At 67.4% G+C, this 18,059-nt stretch carries 18 protein-coding genes; 2 read left to right on the forward strand and 16 right to left on the reverse strand.

From position 1 onward, the window contains the following. Nucleotides 1–228: 228 nt before the first annotated feature. The 3 genes from ACFSKW_RS36800 to ACFSKW_RS36810 all read right to left on the reverse strand — a co-directional run bounded on the left by ACFSKW_RS36800 (nucleotide 229) and on the right by ACFSKW_RS36810 (nucleotide 1,464). The gene (locus tag ACFSKW_RS36800) at nucleotides 229–645 is read right to left on the reverse strand and encodes a type II toxin-antitoxin system VapC family toxin (protein ID WP_379577878.1); all 417 of its coding nucleotides are present in this window, start codon (nucleotides 643–645) and stop codon (nucleotides 229–231) included. After that, entirely contained in the window at nucleotides 621–926 is a 306-nt protein-coding gene (locus tag ACFSKW_RS36805) for a hypothetical protein (RefSeq protein WP_379577880.1), read from the reverse strand. The genes ACFSKW_RS36800 and ACFSKW_RS36805 overlap by 25 nt, the downstream gene beginning before the upstream one ends. Nucleotides 927–1,041: 115 nt before the next feature. Continuing rightward, nucleotides 1,042–1,464, reverse strand: coding sequence for a hypothetical protein (locus tag ACFSKW_RS36810; protein WP_379577882.1), 423 nt, complete (start codon nucleotides 1,462–1,464; stop codon nucleotides 1,042–1,044). Between the two features lie 152 nt (nucleotides 1,465–1,616). Here ACFSKW_RS36810 and ACFSKW_RS36815 point away from each other — a divergent pair, with 152 nt between their 5' ends. Continuing rightward, nucleotides 1,617–2,222 carry an SMI1/KNR4 family protein gene (locus ACFSKW_RS36815; protein ID WP_379577884.1) on the forward strand — a complete coding sequence of 202 codons (606 nt, stop codon included), beginning with the start codon at nucleotides 1,617–1,619 and terminating at the stop codon, nucleotides 2,220–2,222. Nucleotides 2,223–2,431: 209 nt separating this feature from the next. Here ACFSKW_RS36815 and ACFSKW_RS36820 read toward each other — a convergent pair whose 3' ends face one another. Next, the gene (locus tag ACFSKW_RS36820) at nucleotides 2,432–2,836 is read right to left on the reverse strand and encodes a hypothetical protein (RefSeq protein ID WP_379577885.1); all 405 of its coding nucleotides are present in this window, start codon (nucleotides 2,834–2,836) and stop codon (nucleotides 2,432–2,434) included. Between the two features lie 3 nt (nucleotides 2,837–2,839). After that, the gene (msrA, locus tag ACFSKW_RS36825) at nucleotides 2,840–3,493 is read right to left on the reverse strand and encodes a peptide-methionine (S)-S-oxide reductase MsrA (protein ID WP_379577887.1); all 654 of its coding nucleotides are present in this window, start codon (nucleotides 3,491–3,493) and stop codon (nucleotides 2,840–2,842) included. Nucleotides 3,494–3,605: 112 nt separating this feature from the next. On the opposite strand from msrA, the gene rarD reads away from it, so the two are divergent. Beyond that, nucleotides 3,606–4,547, forward strand: a complete 942-nt coding sequence (gene rarD, locus ACFSKW_RS36830; RefSeq protein WP_379577889.1) for an EamA family transporter RarD — start codon at nucleotides 3,606–3,608, stop codon at nucleotides 4,545–4,547. Between the two features lie 208 nt (nucleotides 4,548–4,755). Here rarD and ACFSKW_RS36835 read toward each other — a convergent pair whose 3' ends face one another. The 11 genes from ACFSKW_RS36835 to nuoE all read right to left on the reverse strand — a co-directional run bounded on the left by ACFSKW_RS36835 (nucleotide 4,756) and on the right by nuoE (nucleotide 18,025). After that, the gene (locus tag ACFSKW_RS36835) at nucleotides 4,756–5,745 is read right to left on the reverse strand and encodes a polyprenyl synthetase family protein (RefSeq protein ID WP_379577891.1); all 990 of its coding nucleotides are present in this window, start codon (nucleotides 5,743–5,745) and stop codon (nucleotides 4,756–4,758) included. Between the two features lie 9 nt (nucleotides 5,746–5,754). After that, a complete protein-coding gene (gene nuoN / locus ACFSKW_RS36840; protein WP_379577893.1) occupies nucleotides 5,755–7,308 on the reverse strand; it encodes an NADH-quinone oxidoreductase subunit NuoN in 1,554 nt (517 codons plus the stop codon). Further along, nucleotides 7,305–8,822: an NADH-quinone oxidoreductase subunit M gene (locus tag ACFSKW_RS36845; RefSeq protein ID WP_379577895.1), complete on the reverse strand. Its 1,518-nt coding sequence runs from the start codon at nucleotides 8,820–8,822 to the stop codon at nucleotides 7,305–7,307. The genes nuoN and ACFSKW_RS36845 overlap by 4 nt, the downstream gene beginning before the upstream one ends. Then, a complete protein-coding gene (gene nuoL, locus ACFSKW_RS36850; RefSeq protein ID WP_379578174.1) occupies nucleotides 8,822–10,648 on the reverse strand; it encodes an NADH-quinone oxidoreductase subunit L in 1,827 nt (608 codons plus the stop codon). Before nuoL ends, ACFSKW_RS36845 begins: the two co-directional genes overlap by 1 nt. Before the next feature lie 66 nt (nucleotides 10,649–10,714). Then, on the reverse strand, nucleotides 10,715–11,011 hold the full coding sequence (gene nuoK, locus ACFSKW_RS36855; protein ID WP_379577897.1) for an NADH-quinone oxidoreductase subunit NuoK: 297 nt from the start codon (nucleotides 11,009–11,011) through the stop codon (nucleotides 10,715–10,717). Beyond that, complete coding sequence (locus tag ACFSKW_RS36860; protein ID WP_379577899.1) at nucleotides 11,008–11,820, reverse strand: NADH-quinone oxidoreductase subunit J; 813 nt, start codon at nucleotides 11,818–11,820, stop codon at nucleotides 11,008–11,010. Before ACFSKW_RS36860 ends, nuoK begins: the two co-directional genes overlap by 4 nt. Continuing rightward, nucleotides 11,813–12,328 (reverse strand): NADH-quinone oxidoreductase subunit NuoI, encoded by a 516-nt coding sequence (gene nuoI / locus ACFSKW_RS36865; RefSeq protein WP_379577901.1) that lies wholly within the window; start codon nucleotides 12,326–12,328, stop codon nucleotides 11,813–11,815. Before nuoI ends, ACFSKW_RS36860 begins: the two co-directional genes overlap by 8 nt. Next, nucleotides 12,315–13,649: an NADH-quinone oxidoreductase subunit NuoH gene (nuoH, locus tag ACFSKW_RS36870; protein ID WP_379577903.1), complete on the reverse strand. Its 1,335-nt coding sequence runs from the start codon at nucleotides 13,647–13,649 to the stop codon at nucleotides 12,315–12,317. The genes nuoI and nuoH overlap by 14 nt, the downstream gene beginning before the upstream one ends. After that, entirely contained in the window at nucleotides 13,646–16,018 is a 2,373-nt protein-coding gene (locus ACFSKW_RS36875) for an NADH-quinone oxidoreductase subunit G (RefSeq protein WP_379577905.1), read from the reverse strand. The genes nuoH and ACFSKW_RS36875 overlap by 4 nt, the downstream gene beginning before the upstream one ends. Nucleotides 16,019–16,082: 64 nt before the next feature. After that, nucleotides 16,083–17,372, reverse strand: a complete 1,290-nt coding sequence (gene nuoF, locus ACFSKW_RS36880) for an NADH-quinone oxidoreductase subunit NuoF (protein ID WP_379577907.1) — start codon at nucleotides 17,370–17,372, stop codon at nucleotides 16,083–16,085. Continuing rightward, nucleotides 17,369–18,025, reverse strand: a complete 657-nt coding sequence (gene nuoE, locus ACFSKW_RS36885; RefSeq protein WP_379577909.1) for an NADH-quinone oxidoreductase subunit NuoE — start codon at nucleotides 18,023–18,025, stop codon at nucleotides 17,369–17,371. The genes nuoF and nuoE overlap by 4 nt, the downstream gene beginning before the upstream one ends. Nucleotides 18,026–18,059: the final 34 nt, after the last annotated feature.

Consider the following 18,059-nt stretch of genomic DNA (forward strand, 5'->3'; position numbering starts at 1 on the left):
AACAGATCGTCGACACCCTTCGCTGTTCCCGCAGCCCAAACGACTTAGGACTTACTCGTCTAGGACGCCACATGTCCCCCTGGACGTGCTTGTGGATCTGGAACGCCCCACCGCGAAGCCGTGAGTACATGGTCAAGGCCGGGGTGTTGGGGCCGGAAGGCCCTGCTGGTGGTAGTGGTTCGCCTCCCGCGGTAGTTCCGGAGACTCCCACTCGGCCCTCAAGCAGTCTCAGACAGGGACCACTTGCACTGCCTTCCCGCACAGTTTGCTCATGTCGTCCTCGTCAGACGTCAGAACGACGGCAGGGCGCACGGAGCGCAGTGCGGTGGCCGCGACCACAGCGTCGATGGCGTACTTGTGACCGTGCAGGCGGGCATCTCGAAGAAGCTCGATCGCTCGAGACGAGATGTCCTCGGTCACCGGCTCGATCTTCAGTCGGGACAGATACCACCTGAGACGATCGCTTTTGACCCGGACGTCTTGTGCCTCGACCGGTGTCATGGCGCTGACCACGACCCGAAAGTCGTTGTCCTGCGCCTCCCGTACGAACGCTGTCACCCGCTGGTCGGCCTCGCACCACTTCACGAGCCCCTCGCAATCGAGAACGACGGTGCCCGCGCTCAACCGGCTTCGTGCGCGCGCCATCCGTCCTCCCCTTGGAGTTCGGGCGCGGACTTGACGCGGCGGAACAACTCCGCCGCCTCATCACGCAAAGACTGCGGGATCGGCGCGGAAGCGGCCTCGTTCGCCTGCAGGGCCTCTTCCAAGAGATCCCGCTCGATCTGGCGCTCCACAGCGGCATCAACATAGGCGGAAAACCCGCGGGCCCCGACTCGCTCCCGGACAGCGCGAATGTTGCCCGTTCTCAGAGACACACTGACCTTGGCGGCCGGACCGTCTCCCGGGCCGAAGTCCCGCTCTGGCATACTCACAGGCTCAGTTTACTACTCGAAGTAGCAAAATGCTGGCCCTCGCTCTGCACAAGCACCAGCCGCTACGTATGCCTACGCGTCGCCGGACGTCACCGGCCGGTTCGACTCTTCACCGCTGGTCGCTGGCTTTCGTTCGTACGATGGGCAGATCTCTGCATGACGCCAGGAACCTCTCGAGATACCAGCCGAGATCGACGAACTCCGGCATGTGCGCGATGGTGCGGTAATCCAGCAGGGGGATCAGGGAGACCGACGTCCTTGCCTCGTGGAACAGTACGTTCGCGAAGGTCTCCCCGTCGGGCAGCCTGGTGGTTATGCCGACCGCCGCCCCGGCCTCATAAGAGGTGCGCATGTCGCGCTTCGCCTCAGCCAGGCCGTCCAGCGGCAAGTGCTTCCAGTCATAGTCGGTCATGTACCAGATGGCGTCTTCTTCGCGGAGCAATTCCCAACCCGCCCGGGCGAGCCGATCGAGGATGTCCACGAAATCGATGTCGTGTTTGAACTCCAGGCCGATTGCGACGTCGCGGCTCATATCTCCTCGTGCCAGATCGATGGAGAGCGGCGCTCCTGTGGTCCGGTGTGCTGGGCGACCTGCGGGATGCCAAGCATCGATAGACGCCATAGCTTGATCATCTCGCGTATGTCCCACACGTGGAGGTTATCGGGAGGGGCAGCCCTAGCTTTGTGCTGCACGTGCAGCAGCCACTCGAAACGGGATATCTTCTCGCGATGAGTGCCCGGTACGCATGGTCGGAACGTTTCCCTGCAAAGCATCCGGTGACCGAGGGTTCTGATCACCCGGCGGTCAGTCCGCTCGGCGATCTGTATCCCCCGGCTACCGAAGCAGAGGTCCGCGAGCTTGAAGAGCGGCTGGGCGTGGAGCTGCCGCCGAGTTACCGGCAGCTTCTCCTGTTCGCCAATGGGTGGGGCAGCGACGATGACTGCTGCCTGCTGCGTGTCGAAGAAGTCGGCTGGCTCCGTGATGTCGATCCCTCGATCGCCGAGAGCTGGTCAGCACCCAAGCAGGAGAACTCATGGAGCGTGCCCGACGAGCTCTACTTCGTCTACGGACTGGAGCAGGACTCCATTCACTACAGAGGGGAGTATGTGCCCGACACCCTTCTGGCCGGGTATTGGGATGACGGAGTGGCTCTCCTCAATCCCCACGTCCGCACCGCTGAAGGTGAGTGGGAAGCCTGGTATCTCGCGCCATGGAAACCCGGCGCTGAGCGTTACAGGTCCTTCTGGGACCTCGCAATGGACGAGCTGGAAATGCGATACGCGCGTTGATGTCCCTTTCGTTGTTGAGTTTCGCCGTCTCGGGTCCTTCGTGGCGGTGGTCATGCGCGTGGGCGGCGCTGGCCGCGACCCGGCCGGAGAGCCGCAGCGCGGCCAGCGACCGCCCCGACGCGCGTCGGGCCACCGTAGGCGGTCTGCTCTTGACCCTGTAGTGAAGATTGTCGCCGTGATCACTCTGCGTGTTCATCGATATGGTCCGTCTACGGCTGCGTCCAGCGCTGCTGACTGAGCCACTGGTCATACGCAGGCTGGATCATGTTCCGCCCACCTGACCGCCCATCACGATCGGCCAGGAAGCGTTCGAGCGCATCGAAGAGCACGCCCACAGCGACCGCGTTCCGCTCCTCATCCATCCGCTCGGAAGAGAACGGTCCAGTCTCGCCGGGAAACGCCAGCATGAGCACCAGCGCCTCCCAGACAAGATTGTTACCGCCATTCACCTGAACGATCAGCCACTCCCTGAAACCCTCCAGGAGGGTGTGGCCACTGCCCGCATCGAATCCGGCGATGTACGTCGTGAACAACTGGTACGAGCCGTCCAGGCCGTACGCCCCCAGCCGCCTGCGAATGTCCTCCAGGTGCTCCCGGGGCGTACGTAAGGGCACTGCTCAGGCCTCGCCGGACGTCAGGCCGACCGGGCAGGCTACGCCTGTGCCGCCGATGCCGCAGTAACCGTTCGGCACTTTCTGGAGGTACTGCTGGTGATAATCCTCGGCGTAGTAGAACTCGCCTGCGGGAGCGATCTCCGTGGTGATCTCGCCGTACCCTGCCGAAGTCAGCACCTGCTGGTACGCGTCGCGCGAGGCCAGTGCCGCCTTCTCCTGTTCGGGCGAGTGGACGTACACCGCCGACCGGTACTGCGAGCCTACGTCGTTGCCCTGACGCAGCCCCTGGGTCGGGTCGTGCGCCTCCCAGAACACCTTGAGCAGGTCCGTGTACGAGACCTTCGAGGGGTCGAACACCACCCTCACGACCTCGGCGTGTCCGGTGAGCCCGGAACATACCTCTTCGTACGTAGGGTTCGAGGTGTAGCCGCCCTGGTAGCCCACCGCCGTGGACACCACGCCGGGCGTCTCCCAGAACTTCCGCTCGGCGCCCCAGAAGCACCCGAGCCCGAAGTCCGCGATCTCGCCCTCGGCTCCCACGAGTGGGGCGTCGAGCACCGCGTGGCGCGCGGGTACGGGTATCGGCGTCGGGCGTCCAGGAAGGGCGTCCGTGGCGTTCACCATCGATGTCTTGTGCGAGCCGAACAGCCAGCCCATGATCCACCTCCTCTTCCGTCAAGCCTACGTCTCAACACTTAAGAGTCCCTACATCATCCCAGATAGCAATACGCATTTGTATTTAATGAAGTAAGGGGCGAAAATTGGTTACATGCCTGACCAACGTCGTGGAGTCCTCTATGGTGTCGCCGCCTACGCGCTATGGGGACTCTTCCCGCTCTACTGGCCGCTGCTCAAGCCCTCGGGGCCGATCGAGATCCTCGCGCACCGCATGGCGTGGTCGCTGGTGGCCGTGGTGGCGATCCTCGCCGTTCGCAGGCACTGGTCGTGGTTCAAGCAGCTCCGGGCGGGACAGTTCGGGCTGCTGGCGCTGGCGGCGCTGCTCATCACCGTCAACTGGGGCACCTACATCTACGGCGTCAACTCCGGCCACGTGGTCGAGACGGCGCTCGGCTACTTCATCAACCCGCTGGTGAGCGTCCTGTTCGGGGTGATCCTGCTGAAGGAGCGCCTGCGCGTCCTGCAGTGGGTCGCGGTCGGGTTCGGCGCGCTGGCCGTCGTGGTGCTGGCCCTCGACTACGGCCGGCTGCCGTGGATCGCGCTCACGCTGGCGATCAGCTTCGGCGTCTACGGCCTGGTGAAGAAGAAGGCGAACGTCGGGGCGGCGGAGAGCCTCACGGTCGAGACGCTGGTGCTGCTGGCGCCCGCGCTGGCCTACCTGGTGTACCTGGAGCAGGCGGGCGGCTCGACGTTCGGCCACCACGGGCCGTGGCACGCGCTGCTGCTGGCGGGCGGCGGCCTGGTGACGGCGGTGCCGCTGCTGTTCTTCACAGCCAGCGCGATCAGGGTGCCGCTGAGCACGATCGGGCTGCTGCAGTACATCGCGCCGATCCTGCAGTTCCTGGTGGGCGTGCTGATCGTGAAGGAGACGATGCCGCCCAGCCGGTGGGCGGGGTTCGCGATCGTGTGGCTGGCGCTGGCGGTGTTCACCTATGACAGCCTCCGAGCGGCGCACCGGGCCCGCCGCGCGGACCCGCAACCCGTCTCCTCCGGTACGGCAAGCCACCCCGGCGCCTCCGCCGGTCACCGCTGACCGTCCGGCGAGGGCGCCTCGCCCAGCAGGACTCCGGTCCCCGCCGTCACGGCGCCCCGCCCAGCCCCACCGCCAAGCCCGGCGGCGGCGCGACGACAGGGGGACGGCAGGGTCAGCCCGAGCGCGCCACAACGAGGAGGGCGCAGCGCAAAACCCTGGTGTCAGCCCGAGGGCGGCGCAGCGAGGAGGGCGCAGCGCAAACCCGGGGTCAGCCCGAGCGCTCCACCACGTAGTCGCACAGCGCGAGGAAGGCCGCCCTGGCCGGGATGTCAGGCAGGGTGGCCAGGTCGGCCCTGGCCCTGTTCACCCAGGCGTCCAGTTCCTGCCGTCCTCGCACCATCCCCTGGTCGGCCCGCAGCAGTTCGAGCGTCTCCGCCACGTCGTCCTCGGCCACCGGGCCCGCCAGCAGTTCCCGCAGCCGCGCGGACGGCGACGACTCCAGCGCGTACAGGACGGGCAGTGTCCTGATTCCTTCGCGCAGGTCGGTGCCGGGCGTCTTGCCTGACTCGGCGGATTCCGATGCGACGTCCAGCAGGTCGTCGCCGAGTTGCCAGGCGACTCCGATGGCCTCGCACGCGCTCGACAGCCGTTCGACGACGTCGGCGGGCGCGCCGGACAGCAGGCCGCCGAAGCGTCCCGAGGTGGCGATGAGGGAGCCGGTCTTGTCGGCGAGCACCCTGATGTAGTGGTGGATCGGGTCGACGCCTTCGGCGGGGCCGATCGTTTCGCGGATCTGCCCGCGTACCAGGCGGGAGAAGGTCTGCGCCTGGATCTTGATGGCCTCGGCGCCGAGGTCGGCGAGGATCTCCGACGCCTGCGCGAACAGGTAGTCGCCGGTGAGGATGGCCACGGTGTTGTCCCACCGGGCGTTGGCCGAGGGGGATCCCCTGCGGACGGGCGCCTCGTCCATGACGTCGTCGTGGTAGAGGGTGGCCAGGTGGGTGAGTTCGATCACAACCGCGGCGGGCACGACGCCCGGCGCGGAAGGATCGCCGAACTGCGCGGCCAGGAGCACCATCATGGTGCGGAAGCGCTTGCCGCCCGCCTCGATGAGGTGCTTGGACGCCTCCGTGACGAAGGCGTCCTCGCTCTCGACCGAGGTGCGCAGCAGTTTCTCGACGGACGCGAGACCACTGGCCAGGTCCTGCGCCAACCGCTCATCGTCGATGGGCAGATCAACAACCGGTGGCGCAGACATATAAACCCCTTAGCGGATGAACAAGGCAGAGGCAGCCTTGTCGGCGAGATCCAGGACAGGCTGCGGGAAAACCCCCAGCACTACCGTAACCGCTGCCGCCAGAGTGATAACAGCCGCGGTGGCCGCAGAGGGCACCGCGATGGTGGGGCCGTCGGCCGCGGGCTCGCTGAAGAACATCAGCACGATCACGCGAACGTAGAAGAACGCGGCGATCGCGGAGGTGATCACACCGACGATGACCAGCGGCGTCGCGCCGTTGGCCACCGCGGCGACGAAGACCGCGTACTTGCCGAAGAACCCACTGGTGAGCGGGATGCCGGCGAAGGCCAGCAGGAAGAAGGCGAAGACGCCCGCCAGCATCGGCGACCGCTTGCCGAGCCCCGCCCAGCGCGACAGGTGGGAGGCCTCGCCGCCCGCGTCGCGCACCATCGTGACGACGGCGAACGCGCCGACCGTGGAGATGCCGTAGACGAGCAGGTAGAACATGATCGCCGACAGCGTGGAGGAGTTGCCCTCCGGCTGCGTGCTGGTCGCGATCACGCCGATGAGCAGGAAGCCCGCGTGCGCGATCGAGGAGTAGGCCAGCATGCGCTTGATGTCCGTCTGGGTGATCGCGAGGATCGCGCCGACGACCATCGTCAGGATGGCGACGCCCCACATGACCGGACGCCAGTCCCAGTCGAGGTTGCCCAGTGCCACCCAAAAGACCCTCAGAACCGCGCCAAAGGCCGCGACGAGCGTGCCCGAGGCCATGAGCGCGGTGATGGGGGTCGGGGCGCCCTGGTAGACGTCAGGCTTCCAGGCCTGGAACGGCGCGGCGCCGATCTTGAACATCAGGCCGACGCCGAGCAGCGCCAGACCGATGAGGAGCATCGTGTCCATGCCGCCCACGGTGCCGAGCGCCTGGCTGATCTTGGCCAGGTCGACCGAGCCGGCGAAGCCGTAGACGAAGGCCATGCCGTACAGGAAGAAGGCCGAGGAGAACGCGCCCAGCAGGAAGTACTTCATCGACGCCTCCTGCGACAGCAGGCGGCGACGGCGGGCGAGCCCGCACAGCAGGTACAGCGGCAGCGACATGACCTCGAGGCCGACGAACATCACCAGCAGGTCGTTGGCCGACGCGAACAGCAGCATGCCGCCGACGGCGAACAGGATCAGCGGGTAGATCTCGGTGTGCGCGCCACCGGTGATCTCCGCCTCCTCCTCGGCCGCGCTACCGGGTACGGCGGCGGCGGAGGCGACGAAGTTGTCGTCGTCGAGGACCAGCAGCGTGCTGACGAACGCCAGGACGAGGATGACGCCCCAGAAGAACAGCGAGGGGCCGTCGACCGCGACGGCGCCCATCGCCGCGGCGGAGGACGGCAACCCGCTGATCACCTGGAAGATGACGAGCACGAACGCGCCGGCCATGCTGAGCAGCGTCACCGGCACTTGGATCGACTTGCGCAGGTAGCGGGGCGCGAACGCCTCCACCAGCACGCCGATGATCGCGGCGCCGAAGATCACGAGCATCGGCGCCAGCAGGCCGTACTCGATCGTCGGCGCTTGGATGGTGCCGTTCACTGTCCGGCCCCCTTCTCGGCAATCGCCGGGGTGAACTTCTCCACCTGGACGGAGACCAGGGTGTGGTCCACGGCCGGGTTGATCACGTCAAGCAGCGGCTTGGGGTAGAAGCCGAGCCCGATGATCAGGGCGATCAGCGGGGCGACCACCCACAGCTCGCGGCGGTTGAGGTCCTTGAACTCCTTGACCGGCTCAGCCGTCGGACCGCCCGCGATCCGCTGGTACATCCACAGGATGTAGATGGCCGCCAGGATCACGCCCGTCGCCGAGATGATCGCCGGCACCATGTAGCGCTCGTAGGTGCCGAGCAGCACCATGAACTCGCTGACGAACGACGACAGGCCCGGCAGCGACAGGCCGGACAGACCCGCGATGAGGAACACGCCGGCCAGCTTCGGCGTGACCTTCTGCACGCCCCCGTAGTCCTCGATGTACGGCGAGCCGCGCCGCGCGATGAGGAACCCGGCGATCAGGAACAGCGCGCCGGTCGAGAAGCCGTGGTTGACCATGTACAGCGTGGCGCCGGCGCCGGCGTCGTTCGTCATCGCGAACACGCCGAGGGCGATGAAGCCGAAGTGCGAGATCGAGGTGTAGGCGATCAGGCGCTTCATGTCGGTCTGGCCGATGGCCACGATCGCGCCGTAGATGATGCCGACCACCGACAGCACGATCACCAGCGGGGTGAAGTACTTCGACGCGTCGGGGAACAGCTCCAGGCAGAACCGGAGCATGCCGTACGTGCCGACCTTGTCCAGCACGCCCACCAGGAGCACGGCCGCGCCCGCCGGAGCCTGCGCCGCCGCGTCGGGCAACCAGGTGTGGAACGGCCACAGCGGCGCCTTCACCGCGAAGGCGAAGAAGAAGCCGGCGAACAGCCACTTCTGCGTCGTCGGGTCCTGGATGGCCCCGATCAGCTCGGGGAACATGAAGGTGTTCTTGCCCGCGATGACGTAGAGGCCGATGACCGCGACCAGCATGAGCAGGCCGCCGAACAGCGAGTAGAGCAGGAACTTGACGGCCGCGTAGGACCGCTGCGCGCCGCCGTACGACCCGATCATGAAGTACATCGGGATCAGCATGGCTTCGAAGAAGACGTAGAACAGGAAGATGTCGGTCGCCGCGAAGACGCCGATCATCATCGCCTCGAGCACCAGCAGGAGCGCGAAGTAGGTCTTCACCGAGTACTTGGCGTGCGGGGCGTCGGCGTCGTTCCACGAGGCCAGCACCACGATCGGCACCAGCACCGCGGACAGCGCGATCAGCACCAGCGCGATGCCGTCGACGCCGACGCCGTAGTGGACGCCGAAACGCGGGATCCAGTCGTAGGTCTCGACGAACTGGAAGCGCGGCCCCTTCGGGCTGAACTGCACGGCCATCGCGATGGTGAGCGCCAGCACGACGACCGAGACGCCCAGCGCGAGCTGCTTGGCCAGCTTGCCGTTGCCCTTCGGCGTGAGGGCCACCAGGACGGCGCCCACCACGGGCACCGCCATCAGGATCGTAAGCCAGGGCATCACAGGTTCCCTACAAGGAGCAGAGCGCCGGCCAGGAGTGCGGCGCCGAAGAGGATGGACAGCGCGTACGTCCGCGCGAAGCCCGTCTGGAGCCGGCGCAGCCGTCCCGACGTGCCGCCGACGGCCGCCGCCAGCCCGTTGACCAGGCCGTCGATTCCGCGGTTGTCGAAGAACACCGCGATGCGGGTGAGCCACTGGCCCGGACGCATGAGCAGTGTCTCGTTGAGGGCGTCGCCGTACAGGTCACGCCTGGCGAAGGTGGTGAGGAACGAGCCGCGGGGAGCGGTCTCGGGAACCGGCACCCTGCCGTACTTCATCCAGGCGATGCCTGCGCCGACGGCGACGAGAGCCAGCGTGGCCAGGCCGGGCGTGGTGAAGGGGTCGAAGTGCGGGACCTCCTCGGGCCGGCCGACCGCCGGGGCGAGGAACTCCATCAGCCTGCCGCCCAGGATCAGGTAGCCGCCCAGGAAGATCGAGCCGATCGACAGGATGATCAGCGGCCAGGTCATCACGGCGGGCGACTCGTGCGGGTGGGCGTTGGCGGCCCAGCGCTTCTCGCCGAAGAAGGTCATGAAGACCATCCGCGACATGTAGAAGCCGGTGATGCCGGCGCCGAGGACGGCCAGCCAGCCGAGGACGGCGCTGTGGTGCATCGCCGTCTCGATGATGCCGTCCTTGGTGAAGTAGCCGGACAGCAGCGGGAAGCCGATGATCGCCAGGTAGCCGATGAAGAACGTGACGAACGTGACAGGCATGTACTTGCGCAGGCCGCCGTACTTCCTCATGTCGACCTCGTCGTTCATGCCGTGCATGACCGAGCCGGCGCCGAGGAACAGGTCGGCCTTGAAGAAGCCGTGCGTGATCAGGTGGCCGATCGCGAACGCGTACCCGGCGGGGCCGAGGCCCGCGCCCAGCATCATGTAGCCGATCTGCGACATCGTCGAACCGGCCAGGCCCTTCTTGATGTCGTCCTTCGCGCAACCGATGATCGCACCGGCGAGCAGCGTGGCCACGCCGACGATGGTGACGACCAGCTGCGCGGTGGGCGCGGCCTCGAAGACGAACCCGGAGCGGACGACCAGGTAGACACCGGCGGTGACCATGGTCGCGGCGTGGATGAGGGCCGAGACCGGGGTCGGGCCCTCCATCGCGTCCAGGAGCCAGGACTGCAGCGGCAGCTGGGCGGACTTGCCGCAGGCGCCGAGCAGGAGCAGCAGGCCGATCGCGGTGAGCGTGCCCTCCGAGGCCTGGTCGACCTTGGCGGAGAGGTCGCCGAAGGCGAGCGAGCCGAACGTCGACCACATCATGAACATCGCGATCAGCAGACCGAAGTCGCCGACGCGGTTGACGATGAAGGCCTTCTTGGCCGCGACCGCCGCGGACGGCTTGAACTGCCAGAAGCCGATCAGCAGGTAGGAGGCGAGACCGACGCCCTCCCAGCCGATGAACAGGCCGACGTAGTTGGCCGACAGCACCAGCAGCAGCATGGCCGCGACGAACAGGTTCAGGTAGGAGAAGAACCTGCGCCGGTCCGGGTCGTGCGACATGTAGCCGATCGAGTAGATGTGGATCAGCGAGCCCACACCGGTGATCAGCAGACAGAAGCTGATCGACAGAGGGTCGACCAGCAGGCTGATGTCCGCGATGCCGGGAATGAAGTCGTACAGGTGAATGCTGTAACGACCACCATCGAGCTGGAGGAAGGCAAGCACCGCGACGACGAACGCACCCAGCGACATCAGGACGCCGAGGTAGTGGCCCCATCCGTTGGTACGGCGGCCGCCGAGCAACAGGATCGCCGCGCCCAAGAGGGGCAGTGCGATCATCAGCCATGAGGCCCCGATCACTCCACCGGAGTGCGGGATGATCTCAGCCGGTTCCACTGTCACCTCTTAGTACTTCAGCAGGTTGGCATCGTCCACGGATGCCGACCTGCGGGTTCGGAAGATCGTCACGATGATCGCCAGACCGATCACGACCTCGGCGGCGGCCACGACCATCACGAAGAAGGCGATGATCTGGCCGTCGAGGTTGCCGTGCATGCGGGCGAAGGTGACGAACGCGAGGTTGCAGGCGTTGAGCATGAGCTCGACGCACATGAAGACCACGATCGCGTTGCGCCTGATCAGCACGCCGATAGCGCCGATCGCGAAGAGCAGGGCCGAGAGGACCAGGTACTCGGTGGTCACTTGGTCACCTCGCCCAGGTGGTCGGACTCCTTCGACGAAGCCTCTGTCACGGGTTCCTCCTCGACCGCGTGCCTGATGGCCTCGGCGAGCTTGGGGTCGTCGGGCAGGTGGCCCTGTTCGACGTCGTAGCGCGCGAGGTGCCGGTTGACCGACAGCTCGGAGACCGAGCCGTCGGGCAGCAGCGCGGGCATGTCGATGGCGTTGTTCCTGGCGTAGGTGCCGGGCGCGGGCAGCGGCGAGGGGTCGCCCTCGGCGAACCTGGCACGCGCCAGGTCCTTCTGCGACGGCTTCGGCTCGGCCTTCTCGCGGTGCGCCAGGACCATCGCGCCGAGTGCGGCGGTGATCAGCAGCGCCGAGGTGATCTCGAAGGCGAAGACGTAGCGGGTGAACACCAGCCTGGCCAGCGCCTGCACGTTGCCGCCCGCCTGCTCGGTGGCGGCCGCCATGCCAGCGGGCTCGGGGACGAACAGCGCGTTCCCGATCGCGAGGACCACCAGAACGGCGAAGCCGATGCCGGCGAGGCCGGCCCAGAAGCGCTGTCCCTTGAGCGTCTCGACCAGCGAGTCGGAGGAGTCGACGCCCACCAGCATGAGCACGAACAGGAAGAGCATCATGATCGCGCCGGTGTAGACGATGACCTGCACCGTGGCCAGGAAGGGCGCCTCCTGCACGGCGTAGAGCACCGCGAGGCAGAGCATCACGCCGCCGAGGAGGAGCGCCGAGTAGACCGCCTTACGGCTGAAGATCATTCCGAGTGCCGCGCCGACGGATACGACGGCCAGCACCCAGAACGTGATGGTCTCACCCATTCTCGCGCCCCAAGCGGTAGTAGTCCTCTTCGGTCTCGCCGAGCCGCATGGGGTGCGGAGGCTGCTCCATGCCCTGGGTGAGCGGCGCGAGCAGCATCTCCTTGGTGTAGATGAGGCTCTCACGGCTGGAGTCGGCGAGCTCGTACTCGTTGGTCATCGTCAGTGCTCTGGTCGGGCACGCCTCGATGCACAGACCGCACAGGATGCACCGCAGATAGTTGATCTGGTAGGTGCGTCCGTAGCGCTCGCCGGGCGAGTAACGCTCGTTCTCGGTGTTGTCGCCGCCCTCGACGTAGATCGCGTCGGCGGGACACGCCCATGCGCACAGCTCGCAGCCGACGCACTTCTCCAGCCCGTCGGGCCAGCGGTTCAGCTGGTGACGACCGTGGAAGCGAGGAGCCGTCGGCTTCTTCTCCTCCGGGTAGTTCGTCGTGACCGGCTTCTTGAACATCGTGTGAAAGGTCACGCCGAACCCCTTCACGGGGTTCAGCCAATCAGTTGCTCCCACTGGGAACCTCCTTGCGCTCCACCCCGTGGTAGTGCGGCAGGTCAAGCGGCGGCACAGGGAAGCCGCCGGCGGTCGGCTCGTTGGCCAGCTGCTCGAACTCGGCCGCGACCTTGGCCTTCTCCTCGTCCTTGCGGCGCTGGTTCACGGTGTCGAAGCGCCACCAGATGGCGAAGGCTCCGACGATCACGATCGCGCCGATGACGTACACGAACGTCAGGTCGACGCCCGGGGTCCTGAGCAGCTTGACGGTGGCGACGAGCATGATCCACGCCAGGTTGAGCGGGATCAGCACCTTCCAGCCCAGCGCCATCAGCTGGTCGTAGCGCACGCGGGGCAGCGAGGCGCGGACCCAGACAACAGCGGAGAAGACCAGGATGAACTTGATCAGGAACCACAGGAACGGCCAGTAGCCGGTGTTCGCGCCGTCCCACAGCGAGATCGGCCACGGCGCCCGCCATCCGCCGAGGAACAGCGTGATCGCCATCGCCGAGGCGGTGAAGGTGTGCAGGTACTCGCCCATCATGATCAGGGCGAACTTCAGCGACGAGGAGTACTCGGTCTGGAAGCCGCCCACCAGCTCGCCCTCGCCCTCGGGCAGGTCGAACGGGATGCGGGCGGCCTCGCCGAAGGCGCAGACCACGTAGATCAGGAACGACGGCAGCAGCAGGATCACGTACCAGGACGGCATCGGGATCCCGAGGACCTCACCGCCGGACGCCTGCGCCTTGACGATCTCCGAGGTGGACAGCGTGCCCGCGAACAGGAACACCGCCACGAACGACAGGCCCATCGCGATCTCGTAGGAGACCACCTGGGCCGCCGACCGCAGACCGCCGAGCAGCGCGTACGGCGAGCGGGACGACCAGCCCGCCAGGATGACGCCATAGACCGACACCGCGCCCATCGCCAGCATGAACAGCACGGCGACCGGCAGGTCGACCAGCTGCAGCGGCGTCTGCACACCGAACATGTTCACGATCGGACCGAACGGCGTGATGGAGAAGGCCAGGAACGCGGGGACCACCATGATGACCGGGGCCAGCAGGTAGAGCACCTTGTCCACGGTGTTGGGGAAGAGGTCTTCCTTCAGGCCCATCTTGATACCGTCGGCCACCGACTGCAGCAGACCGAACTTGCCGGCCCTGTTGGGGCCGTAGCGGTTCTGCATGCGGGAGATCAGCTTACGCTCGTACCAGACGCCGAACAGGATGCCCAGCATCAGGAAGGCGAAGACGCCGACCGCCTTGATGATGGTGATCCAGAGCGGATCCTTGCCGAAGTCGGCAAGGGTCGGATCCGTCGCGAGGACTGTCAAGCTCATGAGGCGCTCCCGATCCTGACGATGTCGCCGGCCACCACGCGCAGGTCGCGCGTGACCGCGCTGCCGGCGGAGTTCGTCGGCAGCCAGACCACCCGGTCGGGCAGGTCCGCGACGCGCACCGGCAGCGACACCGTCTCACCGACTACGATCTTGCCGCCGTCGACCACGCCGATCTCGGCCGCGGTGCTCTCCGACACCAGCGCCTCGACCGCGCGGGCGGTACCGGCGAGGTACGGCTCGCCGTCCTGCAGGCGGCCGGCGTCGAGCAGCTGGTGCCAGGTGGCCAGCACCGCCTCGCCCGCCTGGGGCGTCCGCTGGACCGCCGGGGTGGCGTTCGGCGCGCCGACGCGGGTGCCGCGCCACGCGCCGAGGCCACTGAGCTCCTTGCGGGCGGCGGCGGCGTCGGGCAGGCCCAGGTGCACGTCCATGTAGTCGGCGATGGCCGACAGCACGCCCAGGTCGCTCATGATGCCGGGGACCCGCAGCGCCCGCTCGAACGAGCGGCCGCGGCCCTCCCAGTTCACGAACGTGCCGTCCTTCTCCGCGACGGCGGCGACCGGCAGGACCACGTCGGCCCTGTCGGTGACGGCGCTGGCGCGGATCTCGAGGCTGACGATGAACGGCGTGTTCTCCAGGGCGGCGAGCGCCGCCTCGGAGTCGGCCAGGTCGTGCGGGTCGACGCCCGCGACGAGCAGCGCGTCGATCTCCTCGTTCAGCGCGGCGGCGAGGATCGCGTCGGTGCCGCGGCCCGGCGTGGCCGGGATGGAGCCGACGTTCCACGCCCTGGCGACCTCGGCCCTGGCACTCTCGTCCTCGACCGGGCGGCCGATCGGCAGCAGGTTCGGCAGCGCGCCCGCCTCGAGGGCGCCGCGCTCACCGGCCCTGCGCGGAATCCAGGCCAGCCTGGCGCCGGAGGCGGCGCCGAGCCGTACCAGAGCCGACAGCGCGCCGGGGACGGTGGCCAGCCGCTCGCCCGCCAGGATGATCGTGCCCTCGGCCACGGAGCCGAGCTCGTTGAGAGCGTCGGCCTCGCCGCCCGGCAGCGTCCTGATGAGCGTGCCGCCCATCTTGGCCAGGCCCTCGGTGGCGAACGGCGCGATCGAGGTGACCTTCAGGCCCTTCTTGCGCCATGCCTTGCGCAGGCGCAGGAAGACGATCGGCGACTCCTCGTCGGGCTCGAACCCGACCAGGAGGACGGCCGGGGCCTGCTCCAGGTCGGTGTAGGAGATCTCGATGCCCTTGCCGGCGACCGCGTGCGCGAGGAACTGTGCTTCCTCGGCGCTGTGCGGCCTCGCGCGGAAGTCGATGTCGTTGGTGCCGAGCGCCACGCGGGCGAACTTGGCGTAGCCGTAGGCGTCCTCGACGGTCACGCGACCGCCGACCAGGACACCGGCCTTGCCGCGCGCCTTGGCGAGACCGGCGGCGGCGACGGCGAGGGCCTCGGGCCACGAGGCGGGGACCAGCAGGCCCTCCTCGTTGCGGATCAGCGGCGTCCTCAGCCTGTCGGGCTGCGTCGCGTAGGTGAACGCGAAGCGGCCCTTGTCGCAGTTCCACTCCTCGTTGACCTGCATGTCCATGCCGGCCAGACGGCGGGTGACCTTGCCGCGGCGGTGGTCGGTGCGCAGCGCGCACCCGCTCGCGCAGTGCTCGCAGGAGCTCGGGGAGGAGACCAGGTCGAACGGCCTGGCGCGGAAGCGGTAGGCACCGCTGGTCAGCGCGCCGACCGGGCAGATCTGGATGGTGTTGCCGGAGAAGTAGGAGTCGAACGGCTTGCCGTCGGCGACACCCACCTGCTCCTTGGCCCCGCGCTCGAAGAACTCGATGAGCGGGTCTCCCGCGATCTCGTCGGAGAAGCGGATGCAGCGCTTGCACTGCACGCAGCGCTCCCTGTCGAGCAGGACCTGCGCCGACAGCGGGAGCGGCTTGGGGAAGGTGCGCTTGTGCTCGTGGAAGCGCGACTCGCCCTGCCCGTTGGACATCGCCTGGTTCTGCAGGGGGCACTCGCCGCCCTTGTCGCAGACCGGGCAGTCCAGCGGGTGGTTCATGAGCAGCAGCTCCATCGCGCCGCGCTGCGCCTTCTCGGCGACCGGCGAGGTGAGCTGGGTCTGCACGACCATGCCCTCGGCGACCTCGATCGCGCACGACGGCTGCGGCTTCGGGAAGCCGCGGCCGTTGCCCGCGTCGGGGATGTCGACCAGGCACTGGCGGCAGTTGGCCGCGGGGTCGAGCAGCGGGTGGTCGCAGAACCGGGGGATCTGGATCCCCAGCAGCTCCGCGGCCCTGATGATCAGCGTGCCCTTGGGCACGGTGACCTGGAAGCCGTCAATCGTGAGGGTGACGACTGTGGTCTCTACGGCAGTGGCGGTCATCGGACCTCCTCCGTCGGCCCGATGCCCCAGGTGCTGTGCATATTGGCTCGCTCGCTTCGCTTTCTCACGAGTCACCCCACACGGTGGACTTCTTGTGGTCGAACGGGCAGCCGCCGACCTCGAAGTGCTTGAGGTACTCGTCGCGGAAGTACTTCACCGACGAGTGGATCGGGCTGGTCGCGCCGTCGCCCAGGGCGCAGAAGGAGCGGCCCAGGATGTTGTCGGCGATGTCGGTGATCAGGGAGAGGTCGTCCTCGGTTCCCTGGCCGGCCTCCAGGCGCTTGAGCACCTGCTTGAGCCAGTAGGTGCCCTCGCGGCACGGCGTGCACTTGCCGCACGACTCGTGGGCGTAGAACTCCGTCCAGCGCAGCACCGTACGGACCACGCAGGTGGTCTCGTCGAAGATCTGCAGCGCGCGGGTGCCGAGCATCGAGCCCTTGGCGCCGACCGCCTCGAAGTCGAGAGGGACGTCGAGGTGCTCGTCGGTGAAGATCGGCGTGGAGGAGCCTCCGGGGGTCCAGAACTTGATCTGGTGCCCCTCGCGGATGCCGCCCGCCATGTCGAGCAGCTCGCGCAGCGTGATGCCGAGCGGGGCCTCGTACTGGCCCGGGCGGGTGACGTGGCCGCTCAGCGAGAAGATGCCGAAGCCCTTGGACTTCTCCGTGCCCATCGAGGCGAACCAGTCGGCGCCGTTGGCGATGATGCTGGGAACACTGGCCACAGACTCCACGTTGTTCACAACAGTGGGCGAAGCGTACAGGCCCGCCACGGCAGGGAACGGAGGCTTGAGACGCGGTTGACCCCTGAAACCCTCCAGCGAGTCGAGCAGAGCCGTCTCCTCGCCGCAGATGTAGGCGCCGGCGCCGCTGTGGACGACGAGCTCCAGGTCGTAGCCCGAGCCGAAGATGTCGTTGCCGAGGTAGCCCTTCTCGTACGCCTCGCGCACGGCCGCGTGCAGCCGGCGGATGACGTGCAGCACCTCGCCGCGCACGTAGATGAAGGCGTGGTTGGCGCGGATGGCGTAGGAGGTGATGATGACGCCCTCGATCAGCGAGTGCGGGTTGGCCATCATCAACGGGATGTCCTTGCAGGTGCCCGGCTCCGACTCGTCGGCGTTGACGACGAGGTAGTGCGGCTTGCCGTCGCCCTGCGGGATGAAGCCCCACTTCATACCGGTGGGGAAGCCCGCGCCGCCGCGGCCGCGCAGACCGGAGTCCTTGACCGCCTGGATGACGGCGTCGGGGTCCATGCCGAGCGCCTTCTTCGCCGCGTCGTAGGGCCCGTAGCCCTCCAGCGTGAAGGAGTTGGCCTGGTCCCAGTTGGCGGTCAGAACCGGGGTGAGAGTGGTGCTCATGCCTCGGGGGCCTTCCATCCGTTGGCCTTGGCGACCTTCAGACCCTCCAGCGAGGGGCCGGCCGCCGACGGGCCGTCACCGGCCAGGTCGTCGGGCAGCCCTGCGAGCACCCGCGAGGCCTCCTTGAAGGTGCACAGCCGCTTCGGGCCGCGCGTGGGCGAGACGCTCTTGCCGTCGCGCAGGTCGTCGACGAGTTGCTTGGCCGACTCGGGAGTCTGGTTGTCGAAGAACTCCCAGTTGACCATCATGACGGGGGCGAAGTCGCAGGCCGCGTTGCACTCGATGCGCTCCAGCGACACCTTGCCGTCGGAGGTCGCCTCGTCGTGACCGACGCCGACGTGCTCGGACAGCTCGTCCCAGATCTGGTCGCCGCCCATGACGGCGCACAGCGAGTTGATGCACACGCCGACGTGGTAGTCGCCCATCGGCTTGCGCTTGTACATCGAGTAGAACGTCGCCACGCCCACGACCTCGGCCTTGCTCACGCCGAGCATCTCCGCGCAGAACTCCTGGCCCTCGTCGGAGACGTAGCCGTCCTCCGACTGCACCAGGTGCAGCAGCGGCAGCAGGGCCGACCGCGTCTTCGGGTAACGCCCGATGATCTCCTTGGCGTCCCTCTCCAGACGCTCCCGAACTTCCGGCGAATAACTCATGCGTCCTCCTTCGTCGGACCCATGAGCTGCACTG

This window comes from Nonomuraea mangrovi (assembly GCF_042681425.1).
Lineage (GTDB): Bacteria > Actinomycetota > Actinomycetes > Streptosporangiales > Streptosporangiaceae > Nonomuraea > Nonomuraea mangrovi.

What these genes read in the sequence shown, in the direction of transcription:
- nuoE (WP_379577909.1), bottom strand. Translation starts at nt 18,025, where the DNA reads ATGAGTTATTCGCCGGAAGTTCGGGAGCGTCTGGAGAGGGACGCCAAG.
- ACFSKW_RS36805 (WP_379577880.1), bottom strand. Translation starts at nt 926, where the DNA reads ATGCCAGAGCGGGACTTCGGCCCGGGAGACGGTCCGGCCGCCAAGGTC.
- ACFSKW_RS36835 (WP_379577891.1), bottom strand. Translation starts at nt 5,745, where the DNA reads ATGTCTGCGCCACCGGTTGTTGATCTGCCCATCGACGATGAGCGGTTG.
- msrA (WP_379577887.1), bottom strand. Translation starts at nt 3,493, where the DNA reads ATGGGCTGGCTGTTCGGCTCGCACAAGACATCGATGGTGAACGCCACG.
- nuoH (WP_379577903.1), bottom strand. Translation starts at nt 13,649, where the DNA reads ATGAGCTTGACAGTCCTCGCGACGGATCCGACCCTTGCCGACTTCGGC.
- nuoF (WP_379577907.1), bottom strand. Translation starts at nt 17,372, where the DNA reads ATGAGCACCACTCTCACCCCGGTTCTGACCGCCAACTGGGACCAGGCC.
- nuoL (WP_379578174.1), bottom strand. Translation starts at nt 10,648, where the DNA reads ATGATCGCACTGCCCCTCTTGGGCGCGGCGATCCTGTTGCTCGGCGGC.
- ACFSKW_RS36810 (WP_379577882.1), bottom strand. Translation starts at nt 1,464, where the DNA reads ATGAGCCGCGACGTCGCAATCGGCCTGGAGTTCAAACACGACATCGAT.
- ACFSKW_RS36875 (WP_379577905.1), bottom strand. Translation starts at nt 16,018, where the DNA reads ATGACCGCCACTGCCGTAGAGACCACAGTCGTCACCCTCACGATTGAC.
- ACFSKW_RS36845 (WP_379577895.1), bottom strand. Translation starts at nt 8,822, where the DNA reads ATGCCCTGGCTTACGATCCTGATGGCGGTGCCCGTGGTGGGCGCCGTC.
- rarD (WP_379577889.1), top strand. Translation starts at nt 3,606, where the DNA reads ATGCCTGACCAACGTCGTGGAGTCCTCTATGGTGTCGCCGCCTACGCG.
- ACFSKW_RS36860 (WP_379577899.1), bottom strand. Translation starts at nt 11,820, where the DNA reads ATGGGTGAGACCATCACGTTCTGGGTGCTGGCCGTCGTATCCGTCGGC.
- ACFSKW_RS36800 (WP_379577878.1), bottom strand. Translation starts at nt 645, where the DNA reads ATGGCGCGCGCACGAAGCCGGTTGAGCGCGGGCACCGTCGTTCTCGAT.